General features: G+C 51.6%; 13 protein-coding genes and 1 pseudogene. 4 read left to right on the top strand and 10 right to left on the bottom strand.

Annotated elements, in window-relative coordinates; all coding sequences use genetic code 11:
- Positions 1–55: 55 nt before the first annotated feature.
- The 5 genes from GT3570_RS03635 to GT3570_RS03655 form a co-directional block, all read right to left on the bottom strand.
- On the bottom strand, positions 56–358 hold the full coding sequence (locus tag GT3570_RS03635) for a metal-sulfur cluster assembly factor (RefSeq protein ID WP_011230255.1): 303 nt from the start codon (positions 356–358) through the stop codon (positions 56–58).
- 22 nt (positions 359–380) lie between these two features.
- Complete coding sequence (locus GT3570_RS03640) at positions 381–1631, bottom strand: hypothetical protein (RefSeq protein WP_062898457.1); 1251 nt, start codon at positions 1629–1631, stop codon at positions 381–383.
- Positions 1628–1837, bottom strand: a complete 210-nt coding sequence (locus tag GT3570_RS03645; protein ID WP_013146125.1) for a DUF2249 domain-containing protein — start codon at positions 1835–1837, stop codon at positions 1628–1630. Before GT3570_RS03645 ends, GT3570_RS03640 begins: the two co-directional genes overlap by 4 nt.
- 3 nt (positions 1838–1840) lie before the next feature.
- Positions 1841–2074: a DUF2249 domain-containing protein gene (locus GT3570_RS03650; protein ID WP_014195085.1), complete on the bottom strand. Its 234-nt coding sequence runs from the start codon at positions 2072–2074 to the stop codon at positions 1841–1843.
- A 237-nt stretch (positions 2075–2311) separates the two neighbouring features.
- The gene (locus tag GT3570_RS03655; RefSeq protein WP_011230259.1) at positions 2312–3004 is read right to left on the bottom strand and encodes a Crp/Fnr family transcriptional regulator; all 693 of its coding nucleotides are present in this window, start codon (positions 3002–3004) and stop codon (positions 2312–2314) included.
- A gap of 232 nt (positions 3005–3236) precedes the next feature.
- Between GT3570_RS03655 and GT3570_RS03660 the strand changes: the two genes are divergently transcribed.
- Positions 3237–5600, top strand: a complete 2364-nt coding sequence (locus GT3570_RS03660; RefSeq protein ID WP_062898458.1) for a nitric-oxide reductase large subunit — start codon at positions 3237–3239, stop codon at positions 5598–5600.
- 329 nt (positions 5601–5929) lie between these two features.
- Here GT3570_RS03660 and GT3570_RS03670 read toward each other — a convergent pair whose 3' ends face one another.
- Positions 5930–6781: a hypothetical protein gene (locus GT3570_RS03670; RefSeq protein WP_062898459.1), complete on the bottom strand. Its 852-nt coding sequence runs from the start codon at positions 6779–6781 to the stop codon at positions 5930–5932.
- Positions 6782–7236: 455 nt separating this feature from the next.
- Positions 7237–7404, bottom strand: coding sequence for a hypothetical protein (locus tag GT3570_RS18665; protein ID WP_011230263.1), 168 nt, complete (start codon positions 7402–7404; stop codon positions 7237–7239).
- Between the two features lie 129 nt (positions 7405–7533).
- On the opposite strand from GT3570_RS18665, the gene GT3570_RS03675 reads away from it, so the two are divergent.
- Positions 7534–7767 carry a DUF2249 domain-containing protein gene (locus GT3570_RS03675; RefSeq protein ID WP_013523134.1) on the top strand — a complete coding sequence of 78 codons (234 nt, stop codon included), beginning with the start codon at positions 7534–7536 and terminating at the stop codon, positions 7765–7767.
- 105 nt (positions 7768–7872) lie between these two features.
- Complete coding sequence (locus tag GT3570_RS03680) at positions 7873–8454, top strand: molybdenum cofactor guanylyltransferase (RefSeq protein WP_033007367.1); 582 nt, start codon at positions 7873–7875, stop codon at positions 8452–8454.
- 269 nt (positions 8455–8723) lie between these two features.
- Here GT3570_RS03680 and GT3570_RS03685 read toward each other — a convergent pair.
- Positions 8724–8981, bottom strand: a pseudogene (locus tag GT3570_RS03685) (transcriptional regulator); the annotation flags it as partial.
- Between the two features lie 137 nt (positions 8982–9118).
- On the opposite strand from GT3570_RS03685, the gene GT3570_RS03690 reads away from it, so the two are divergent.
- Entirely contained in the window at positions 9119–10237 is a 1119-nt protein-coding gene (locus GT3570_RS03690) for a TIGR04053 family radical SAM/SPASM domain-containing protein (protein ID WP_062898460.1), read from the top strand.
- Between the two features lie 359 nt (positions 10238–10596).
- Here GT3570_RS03690 and GT3570_RS03695 read toward each other — a convergent pair whose 3' ends face one another.
- Both GT3570_RS03695 and GT3570_RS03700 read right to left on the bottom strand, forming a co-directional pair.
- Positions 10597–11346: an anti-sigma factor gene (locus GT3570_RS03695; protein WP_062898461.1), complete on the bottom strand. Its 750-nt coding sequence runs from the start codon at positions 11344–11346 to the stop codon at positions 10597–10599.
- The gene (locus GT3570_RS03700; RefSeq protein ID WP_023633802.1) at positions 11336–11917 is read right to left on the bottom strand and encodes a sigma-70 family RNA polymerase sigma factor; all 582 of its coding nucleotides are present in this window, start codon (positions 11915–11917) and stop codon (positions 11336–11338) included. Before GT3570_RS03700 ends, GT3570_RS03695 begins: the two co-directional genes overlap by 11 nt.
- Positions 11918–12021 lie beyond the last annotated feature (104 nt).

Raw genomic sequence — 12021 nt, forward strand, 5'->3', positions numbered from 1 at the left:
ACCGCCCGCCCAACACGGGCGAACGGCGAAAAGGGGATGGAAAAAGTGGAGTGTTTCAAGAAAAATGCCCAAGCTGCCGGAGCGCTTCTTCGCTCATTCGCTCCGGCGTCCATGGCGGGTTCCATGTCACTTGGACGCGCACGTCACGGATGCCGTCAATGTGCTCAAGCGCCCGTTTGACGCCGCCGGCGATCGAGTCGTGAAGCGGGCAGCCGGGGGTCGTGAGCGTCATCAGGACATTGATATGCCCATCTTCGATTTTTAAGTCATAAATCAACCCTAAATCGACGACGTTAATGCCGAGCTCCGGATCAAGGACCGTTTTCAGCTGTTGAATGGCAAGTTCGCGGACATCCATCGTTCTTTTCCTCCTCATTCGCTTATTTTCGGAAGACCGTTAAAATCGTTCCGGCAAAGGCAACGCTTAATCCAGCCAACAGCACTTGAGTGATGGCGAACAGCGGCACGCTCGCGACAGCAAGCGCAACGGCCGCCAGCGCGAGGGCGATGAGCCATAGGCGGCATTGGACGGTGACGGCTCGCTCATTCATCATTTGTTTTAACGTCGGCACGTTTTGTTGGCCGACTTTTTCGCTGTAGCGATGCGTCCACCATAAAAACGGCACGATTTTGAACAAATAGCCGACGATGCTGAAGAGAATCCAGCCGACAATGAATAGATAAACAATGATGCCAAGCAGCCGTCCGCTGCCGACGACGATGGCGACAAAGGCGGCAACGTGCAGTCCAAGACCGATGACGATGGCCGAAAGCGAAAAGCGGAACGGGCGGTCAAGCGTTTTTTTCATCCGCTTTTGCAAAATGGCGCGGATATGCCAGGCGAAAACAATGAATCCGCTCATGAGCAAGGCTGCACCGGCTGCAAGCCATGCGTGGCTTCGCAAGAATAAGCTGGCGAACGCCACCGCAATCCCGCTGATGTACAGCGCATAGACGTAACGCGCCGGCCGCAGCGAAAAGCCGTGGGCGAGCGAGAACATCGGCGCCATTTTGTACGAAAAGCCTATGATGAGCAGTGTGAACCAGCCGCACAGCCCGAACAGCACATGCAAGCCGAACACCGTTTCATGACTGTTGGCGCCTGTGGCGGCGAAAAAGTGAAAGGCAAGCAGCCCTCCGGCGGCGCCCGTCAGCAGCAAAAACAACAAGGAAGTCGCGACAAACAGCGTCATGATCGTTTTGTTTTTTTGTTGTTTTAATGTCATCGCCATTTGCCAGACAAACAGCACGATGCCGAACAGCAGAAGCAAGCCAGGGAGAAACGCCTGGTTTGGCGTAAACGCTAAACTGGCGGCAAAGGCGACGATGCCGAGAGCGGTGATCGCAAACTGCCAAAAACCGAGCCGCTCGCTCCAAATCGGCGTCAAAAAGGCGACCGGAACGAGCTGGTACATCGCCCCCATGGCCGTCATCAATGCAAAGCCAAGCAACGCCAGGTGGGCCGCCGCCCACACGAACGGCAGCCGGAACGCGCCGCTGCTAAGTGAGGGAATCGCTCCAAGCAACATAAGCTGCGACGCGGCGAACGCCAACACGGCGAACATGATAAACGAGAACGGAAGACGGACGTCTGTTTCCGTCCCCGTGCGAGTAGGAAACACGTTGCTCATCCTTTCGTAATGCGGATTTCAAAACTGCCGTCTTCGCGTGCGACCGTCTCGTGCCGGTAGCCAAGCTCGTCAAGCTGCTCGTACAAAAACATCGGGCGGCGATCGTTAATGATCGTCAGCGTCTCCCCAGGATTCAGCTTAGCGAGGGCAGCGAGCGTCCGCATCATTGGCTGCGGCGGCTCGAGTCCGCGGTTATCGAGGATCATCGGTCATCCCCCCTGTTTGACAAACGTTACTCTCCAATGTTTTTTCTCGATTTGTTCGGCCTCGTACGTAAATCCTTTCGCTTTCATAATCGGAAACAACGGCAGCGGCTTGAACGGGGCGTGTAAAATGAACGTATCGCCCGGCTGCAGCGGCTTGATGGCGTTCATAATTTTTTCAAACGGCTCACGTTTCTGCCGCAAATCTTCGCGCACATCGAGTTCAATCGTCACACCCATGCGCTTTCCCTCCTTTTTGACTATCATGATAATCATTTTCACTGTGGAATGTTGTGATATAGCTCACATCTTTCGGCCGAAACATGACATATTCCACTTTGGAAAAAAGGTTTCGTTTTCGTTTGAAAGGGCGGAATAGCATGTTCCAGAAAGATGGGCTTGCCGAAATGTTTGAAAGGAAACCCCATCAGCTCCATTGCGCATCCCGACCGGTGCCGGACGATGGGGAAAAAGGAGTTAGAAAAAGATTTCTTGTTCGAGCCCTTCGCGGTCAATCAAATAAAAGCCGTGTTCGTCGACGTCAATCAGCCCTTTCCGTTTCAGTTGGCTCAACGTGCGGCTCACCGTTTCCCGGGCGGTGCCGATCATGTTGGCCAGCTCGCGGTTTGTCACATGGGCGGTGAGACGGTGCCACTTCCCTTGTTTGACGGCGTTCGTGCGCGTCAGCCGCAACAAAAGCAACACGATTTGTTCGTACGTATTATGGAGCACTTGCGCTTCGAGCCGGTTTTGCAAGTCGACGATTTTTTCGCCCATGACGCGAAACAGTTTTATGCAAAGTTCAGGGCTCGCCATCAGCACTTGTTCGAAATCGTGGATCGGGATCGCGATCAATGTCGCTTCCTCGACCACTTCGGCGTGGGCCGGATAGGTGCCTTTTAAGAAAAAGCCGGCATGCGGAAACATTTCTCCCGTCTGCAAAATCGAAACGATTTGTTCTTTCCCGCTGAAGTCCGTTTTATAAATTTTTACCGTGCCGGAATGAATGAAATAGACTCGCTCGAGCGGGTCGCCTTGCATAAAGACAAACGTCCGCGGCTTGTAAACGCGCACGTGGGAAATGGCAACCAGCGAATCAAGCTCGTAATCGGACAGTTCACGAAACAACGGAACAGCTTTTAAGCGGTCTTTCATCCAATGGTTCGCCATGGCGTTCTCTCCTTTGGAAATGTGACAAAAGTGTGGCGGCTGTCAACAGAGCATCGATGCTTTTCTCTTTTTGAACATCCGCGCCGTTTGGCCTTTTCTGCCTTCATTGTATACATTCTCACGCCATAAAGCTGTGATATAAATCATAACGGACATTTGCCCCGGCTCACAAACCGCCGAACGATCAGCGCGCTACAATGGGGGCGAACAAACGAGAAGGAGGTTGGCTCATATGGAAGTTCATCGATCCGTTCGCCCCAACATGCGGCCGGGGCGGCAAACGACCAACAGTTTTCTCAAATCGATTCTCATTTTCACTATTGTGATCAGCTTTACCGTCCTGCTTGTCGGCGGATATTGGATTTTTAAAGAAATGGCGCCGAGGCCGAAGGAAGTGCGCAGTGAAGACGGCCAAGTGTTGATGACGAAAGAAACGATCATCGGCGGGCAGGCCGTCTTCCAAAAATACGGGCTGATGGATTACGGAACCGTGCTTGGGCATGGGTCGTATATGGGGCCGGACTATACGGCGGAAGCGTTGAAAATTTATACGGAAGGCATGCAAGATTACAAAGCAAAAGAGCGGTATCACAAACCGTTTGCCGATTTAACCGCCGATGAGAAAACGATCATCCGCGAACAAGTCATCAAGGAAATGCGAAAAAATCGCTACAACCCGGTTACGGATGTTCTCGTCCTGACAGATGCGCAAGTATACGGGTTGGAAAAAGTGCGCGACTATTACCGCGACGTGTTCACCAATGGCGATGGTTGGGGATTGAAAAAAGGATTGATCAAAGAAAGCGACATGCCAAAATCAGGCCGTGCTTGGGTCGCGGACGGCGACCAAATCAAGCAAATTGCCGACTTTTTCTTCTGGACCGCTTGGCTGTCAAGCACGCCAAGACTTGGCGACCACATCACCTATACGAACAACTGGCCGTACTATGAGGACGCCGGCAATACGATGTCGTTTTCCGCGGTATGGTGGAGCGGCGCGAGCGTCACGATTTTGATTTTGTTCATCGGGATCATTTTGTATGTGTTCCACCGCTATCAGTTAAGCATGCAAGAAGCGTATGCAGAAGGGAAGTTTCCAGTCATCGATTTGCGGCGGCAGCCGCTGACTCCGTCGCAAGTGAAAGCGGGCAAATATTTCGTCGTTGTATCGGCGCTCTTTTTCGTCCAAACGATGTTCGGGGCGCTGCTCGCCCACTACTATACGGAACCGGACAGCTTCTTTGGCATCAAATGGATCCATGACCTATTGCCGTTTAACATCGCCAAAGGGTATCATTTGCAGCTGGCGATTTTTTGGATTGCCACCGCTTGGCTTGGTATGGGGATTTTCATCGCCCCGCTTGTCGGCGGGCAAGAGCCGAAAAAGCAAGGGCTGCTCGTCGATCTGCTCTTTTGGGCGCTTGTCGTCCTTGTCGCCGGCAGCATGATCGGCCAATGGCTCGGCGTCAACGGCTATTTAGGAAACGAATGGTTCCTGTTTGGCCACCAAGGTTGGGAATACATTGAGCTAGGCCGCGTTTGGCAAATCATTTTAGTCGTGGGCATGCTGCTTTGGCTGGTCATCGTCTTCCGCGGCGTCAAACGCGGGCTGAAGCAAGAAAGCGACAAAGGCGGGCTCATCCACTTGCTGTTTTATTCGGCCATCGCCGTTCCGTTCTTTTACATCTTCGCGTTCTTTATCGAGCCGGATACGAACTTTACGATGGCTGACTTCTGGCGCTGGTGGATCATCCACTTGTGGGTGGAAGGCATTTTTGAAGTGTTCGCCGTTGTTGTCATCGGGTTCTTGCTCGTTCAATTGCGGCTCGTAACGAAAAAATCGACGGTCCGGGCTCTCTATTTTCAATTTACGATTTTACTAGGGAGCGGTGTGATCGGCATCGGCCACCACTATTACTACAACGGTTCACCGGAAATTTGGATCGCCCTTGGCGCGGTGTTCTCGGCGCTCGAAGTGATTCCGCTCACGCTCCTTATTTTGGAAGCGTATGAGCAGTACAAAATGATGCGCGACGGCGGGGTCAACTTCCCGTACAAGGCCACATTCTGGTTCTTGATTTCAACCGCCATTTGGAATTTGGTCGGCGCTGGCGTGTTCGGTTTCCTCATCAACTTGCCGGCGGTCAGCTACTTTGAACACGGGCAGTTTTTAACGCCGACCCACGGCCATGCGGCGATGATGGGCGTGTATGGCATGTTTGCGATCGCCGTGCTCCTTTACTCGCTGCGCAACATTGTCAAACCAGAGGCGTGGAATGACAAATGGCTGAAGTTCTCATGCTGGATGTTAAACATTGGATTGGCCGGCATGATCGCCATCACGCTGCTTCCGGTCGGGATTTTGCAAATTAAGGAAGCGTTTGTCAATGGCTATTGGGCGTCGCGTTCACCTTCGTTCTTACAACAAGATATCGTCCAAAACTTGCTGCTTGTCCGCTTTGTTCCGGATACGATCTTTTTGATCGGCGTCGTCGCGTTGCTTGTTTTCGCCATCAAGGTGCTGTTCCATTTGCGCAAGCCAACGCACGGCGAAGGGGAAGAGCTGCCGGTGGCGAATTTGGCGGAGGAAGAATAACCAAAACGGGGCTGACCCAAAACGCGAATGCGTTTTGGGATTAGCCCGTTTTTACACGAAATATAGAAGAGAATCGTTCGTTTTCTGGCAGAATAGAGTCACCATAAACCACTATCACCGAAAAAGGAGCGATTCTTTTATGACACATCATCATATTTTTGAAGAGTGTACCGTGGATCACCTCACGTTGCCAAGCGATATCATTCCATTGGATCATATGGCTCATGTAGTTTACGAAATCGCCAAGCGCATTCCGATGGAGACGTTTCTTCCTTACTATAAAAGGCGGCCACACCTAAGAAAGGTAGGGAGGGATGCTCTCTCCTTGCTTATGGTGCCTTAATAAGACGAATGCTGGAAATTGCCGCTTCTTGTTCAATCGAACGCCTAGAAAGAAGATCTAAAATCCGTTCGTGCTTTTCCATGTTTTGTTCTATTTTCTTAACGATTTCATTTGTTTCAAGCACTGCTTGTTGGACGAAAACAAACTCTTGCTTCGTGACCATATTGGCTTTGACATGATCTAATTCTTTCATTAGGTTGTTCTTTACGTCCTCAAGCTCCTGTTTGGTAGCCATGTTGGCTTTGATGTCCTCAAGCTCCTGCTTGGTAGCCATGTTGGCTTTGATGTCCTCAAGCTCCTGCTTGGTAGCCATGTTGGCTTTGATGTCTTCAAGCTCCTGCTTGGTAGCCATGTTGGCTTTGATGTCTTCAAGCTCCTGCTTGGTAGCCATGTTGGCTTTGATGTCTTCAAGCTCCTGCTTGGTAGCCATGTTGGCTTTGATGTCCTCAAGCTCCTGTTTGGTAGCCATGTTGGCTTTGATGTCTTCAAGTTCTTGCTTGGTAGCCATGTTGGCTTTGATGTCTTCAAGTTCTTGCTTGGTAGCCATGTTGGCTTTAATGTCTTCGATCTCTTTTGTGAAACTATGCTTCACTTCTTCGAGTTCTTGTTTAGTGGCCATGTTGGTTCTAATATCTTCGAACTCTTTTGTGAAACTATGCTTCACTTCTTCAAGCTCTTGTTTCGTTGCCATGTTGGCTTTAATATCCTCAAGCTCTGTTGAGAAGTTTTGCTTCACTTCTTCGAGCTCCTGTTTCGTTGCCATGTTTGTTTTGACGTCGCTTACTTCATGTTCGATAATTTGGAGCTTGTCCAAAATTTGTTTCAATATCTCTTCCAAGGAAAATCCTCCCTTCTAATAAGATATATAGCAGCCCTGGAAAAGCGAGTGATGATGAATCGCTCCTTTCTTTTGAGGACTGGGGAAACGAGCGTGTAGAGTAAGTGGTTGAGGAAAGGGATGGGATTGTAGCGCAGAACAAATGAGGACAATCGTTCCCCATTCATATTATAAATGATTCGTAGAAATTTGAAAATAACGTTTTGTGTCATTGTCGCTTTGTATCCGTCCAGGAAAAGGAGTGCGTTTTAGCCCGTACGGTCATGTTAATCCCGGCAGCGACATTGTTTTTAAGAAAATCGAACTTCCTTTCTTTAATAATAAGGAGAAACAAGGGATTTAATCGGAATCGTTCATGATCAATGTACGATTTAAAAAAGAAAGAGCTGGCTCCAAAAGTCCACTTGTTAGTGGATTTTTGGGTCAGCCCCCCTTTCATTTGTGAACGTTTTCAATCACTTGTGGCATTTGTCCGGTGTGGTGTGTTCGGTTTCCTTTTGCTTGTCATGGCATGGAAAGCAGTACAACGTCTCTGTTTCTCGGCTGACGACGCCGTTTAAAAACCCATGCAGACAATGGATCGGCTTGCCGCATTGCGCGCAAAAGCCAACAAGCTCTTCCAACCGCCATTTCTCCTTTCATGGGGATTGAACATGTTCACCTTCGGGCTGTGACGCTCGTCACTACCCCCCAAGGTTCAAGCGGTTATGATAAAGTATATAATTCATTATACTACAAAGGAGGCCAATGTTATGAACCAATTTGCCGCCAAAATCCACGCCCCGGACTATCCGCCGCGCGACCGCCATCCGGCAATTTTTCGGCTGTTTGACAGTTTGAAGCCGGGGGAAGTGATGGAGCTGACGAATGACCATGACCCGCGTCCGCTGCAATACCAATTCATGATGGAGCGTCCGGATCAGTTTACATGGGAGTACTTAGAGGAAGGGCCGGACGTATGGCGGGTGGCCATCGGCAAAAAATAAATCATCCGCTCCATTGGGATTTCCGTCTGCAGGCGGAAATCTTTTTTTTTCGCCGGTTGGTATGGTACGGTAAAAACAAACGATGGATGTCCGGAAAGGGGAAGCATGATGAAACAAACGATTGCCGGAGCGGTGCTCGCCGGCGGCCAGTCGCGCCGGTTTGGGCGGCCGAAGGCGTTTGCGTTGCACGAAGGAGCTCCGTTTTTCACTTGGTCCGTCGCGGCGCTGCGATCCGTCGCCGATGAATTGTACATCGTCAGCCACCCGTCGCTTATCGATGAATTCCGCCGGCAAACGGACATCCCGGTGCTGCTCGATGTGGAGCGCTGCCGCGGCTGTGGGCCGCTGGCCGGCCTTTACACCGTCATGGAACAGAGCCGAGCCGACTGGGTGTTCGTCCTGCCGTGCGACATGCCGTACATGCGGCGGGAAGTGGCGGAGCGGCTTGCTTCCTATATCGATCCGACGTTTGACGCCATCGTTCCACTCCATGGCGGCCGCCCAGAGCCATTGGTCGCTCTATACCATCGTCGGCTTCGTTCCGTGATCGCCGAGCTGCTTGACGCCGGCGAACGGCGGATGATCTCGCTTATTGACGGCGCCCGCGTCCGCTATGTTGACGCCCAACAGCTTGCCGCGGATGAAACCGTATGGCGCAATGTCAATACGGAGGGAGAGTACCGGTGAAGGGGGAATTGTGGCCGAAGGAGACACAGCATATACTTTTTTTCAATCAGAAGAGCCATCCTTGACCACGAAATGGTTCTTTTTCCCGGCTTTTCACCATAAAATGCACTTGATGCAGGAAGACGCTCATGATACGCAAGTGAAAAATGATTTCGCCTGTACAATAACTGTCAATAAAAGGTCAAGTGCACCTTTTGATGATGACCTTGAATTTTATGAAACGGCAACAGTGCGAAAAAAAAGAACCGTACGGCCTCGGCTCTTTTGCGTCATTGGACTGGGGGTTGATTTTGGTCCATTTCCTTCGCCAGGTCCGCTACTTCGGCGACGGTCAGCCCCGTTCGTTTCGCGACTTCGTGAATAGGCAGAACGTCAAGCAAGTTTTTCGCGATTTCGATGGCTTTTTGTTTTTCGGCTTGTTTGACCGCCTTCTCTTTTTCCTGTTCTAGATCTTCTACGCGCAAACGAAAGACTTTATTCATTTTCATCCACTCCTTTACTTTTTGGGCGTATGGCGGGTCAATATATTATACCGCCTGTTCAGATGGCTGTCATCTTCGCCCATGGTACGATCGCCCTCTGTTGTGGCTTTGCTGTGGATGTGATCGATATCACATAACGCGCCTGAATGTTGCGGTACAATGGAGGCCAAGGAGGGAATTGGATGCACGATTTCAATAAAAACCCGTTTATCGTCATTTGGGAGTTGACACGGGCGTGCCAACTCAAGTGCCTTCATTGCCGCGCTGAAGCGCAATACCATCGCGATCCGCGCGAGTTGACGTTTGAGGAAGGGAAAAAACTGATCGATGAGATTTACGAGATGGATCAGCCGATGCTCGTCTTTACGGGCGGCGATCCGCTCATGCGTCCGGATGTGTACGATTTAGCGAAATATGCGATCGATAAAGGGCTGCGCGTGTCAATGACGCCAAGCGCGACGCCGAACGTGACGAAAGAGGCGATCCGCAAAGCAAAAGAGGTCGGCCTGTCGCGCTGGGCGTTCAGCCTTGACGGGCCGAACGCCGAGATTCACGACCATTTCCGCGGCGTGAGCGGCTCGTTTGATTTGACGATCCGTGCGATTCACTACTTGCATGAGCTCGATATCCCTGTGCAAATCAACACCGTCATTTCGCGATACAACGTTCATGTGCTTGACGAGATGGCGGCGCTGGTGGAGAAGCTGAAATGCGTCCTGTGGAGCGTCTTTTTCCTTGTGCCGACAGGCAGGGGGAAGGAGGAGGACATGATTTCCCCCGTCGAGCATGAGCGGGTGTTCCGCTGGCTGTATGAGACGAGCAAGCGCGTTCCGTTTGACATCAAAACGACGGCCGGCCAGCATTACCGCCGCGTCGTGCTGCAGGCGAAAATGCGTGAAGGAAAAACGGCAAAAGGCGGCATCCGTTACGAAGACGTGTTGAACAAAGGCTTAACCGGGCAAGTCGACGGGCTTGGCCGCGCGCCCAAAGGGGTAAATGACGGCAACGGCTTTGTTTTTATCTCCCATATCGGCCACGTCTACCCGAGCGGGCTGCTGCCGGTGAAGGCAGGGAACGTCCGGGAAACGCCGCTGGCGGACATTTACCGACACTCGCCGATTTTCCAAGACTTGCGCAATCCGGACAAATACAAAGGAAAATGCGGCGTCTGCGAGTTCCGATATGTGTGCGGCGGCTCACGCTCCCGGGCGTACGCGGTGACGGGAGACTATTTGGAAAGCGAGCCGTATTGTGTTTACATTCCAAAGGCGCTGCGGACAAAAGAGCAAAGCCAACGGTAAGAGGGCGGGGAAAAACGGCTGCTTAAAATGACGGCGCTGCGGCGTTCGTGAGACGGTTGTCCGGGCGCATGCGGCGGATGTTGGATGTGTGTTCAAAACACACGGGGAAGGAGCAGACGCCCTTCCCCGTTTTTATCATCCTGAACCGAGAAGATCCCCCACTTCCACGCGTGAGCGTAAGTGGGGAATGAATCGGGATTGGCCGTCATTCTTCCTCTTGCTTCCGCAGAACAGAAGGGGTAAAGACCCGTGGGACGCACGGGGATGGCTTGGTGAACAGCCTGCTGTGGGGCGGGTGTTCCCAAGAATCTCCCACCTCAAAGCTCAAGCGTAGGTGGGAGAGCGTTCAATGTTGAAGATCATTCATGCTCCAAATCGATAGTAAATGTCTCCGGCCCGGTCGGCGCCGCGCTTCCCCCTTTTGGTTCGAGGCTCGCTTTAATTTGCTTGAACTGTTTGACATCCTCGCCGGTGATCAAAATGCGCGCCGCTCCGTGGCGGATCGTCAACAGTTCCCCTTTGACCTCGTTGTTGGTGTAAATGATCCACAATTGATAATCGCGGGCCGCAAACGGCGGCAGCCCTTCAATTTCCATCAACATTTCCTTCGTATCGTCATTGAGCCAAATCGTGCCGTCCATCTGTTGAAAGAGCGCCGATGGCTCAATCGGAATTTGTTTCGTTTTGGGATTATGGATGATTCGCTCGATCGGAATGTCGGTATGTTGTTCGACAATCTGGTATCGATATGGCTCATCCGATCGGTCATGGGAAGCGGCTGGTCCGTCGCTGGGAGCGGAAAGGCGCAAGGTGAAAAGGAAAACGGCCAAAGCTGCACCGATCCACCCGCCTGCCATGCGGAGACCGCGCCGCATCCGCTTCGTTTGTTTTTGCGCTTCTGCTTGGGCCCAAATTCGCTCTTTATGAGAAAGGGGAGGTGCTTCATATTGAGCTTCCTCCTTAAGCCCGATGTTTTTCCACGCTTCAAGCAAGCGTTGGCATTCAAGGCACTGCTTTAGATGGTTGGACACGTCTTCTTTTTCTTGCTCTGGCAGCATGCCTAACAGCCAGTCCACGATTTTTGCTTCCGAAATATGGCTATGCTTCATGCTGTTCTTCACCTCTGCCAGCCCCCATCCAGTGGAACAGCTCTTTTTGTTTCCGCAAATTGCGCAAGCCGTAGCGGATGAGCGACTTGACGGAGCCTAACGGTTTGTTCATCGCGGCGGCGATTTCCCGCTGTGTTTCCCCATGAAAGTAAAAGTGAATGATGGCTTGCCGCTGCTCCTCGGGGAGATGGGTTAAAGCGTCTATGATGACTTGTTGTTCCAGTTGGCGGAGAAAATCAAATTCCGCCCCCTTTTCTGTTAAAGCTGCTTCCTCAAGGCGGCTCACTAAAAGGTCCCGTTTCTTGCGCAGGCGGTCGAGCGACCGGCTTTTCGTTTTCACGGCAAGAAAGGCTTGAACGCTTCCCCGTTTCGGGTCGAATTGATGCGGTTTTTGCAAGATTTCGAGAAACACATCGTGGCTGACATCTTCCGCCTCCACCTCGTCGCCGACGATCCGAAGAGCGATATGATAGACCATCGGAGCGTATTTTTCGTAAAAACGGTCAAAGGCGGCGCGCGAGCCTTCGGCGATCTTCTCGAGCAGTTCGAGGTCTTTCCGTCGGTCTTCCATCTTGCCCACCTCCCGACGCATGCTTGGAATGGTTGCTCTGCATCTATTCTACAACTGAATTTTTCTCCTGCAAAACAAATCCATTGATCCATTTCTGGCGTATA

Source organism: Geobacillus thermoleovorans (assembly GCF_001610955.1).
GTDB lineage: Bacteria > Bacillota > Bacilli > Bacillales > Anoxybacillaceae > Geobacillus > Geobacillus thermoleovorans.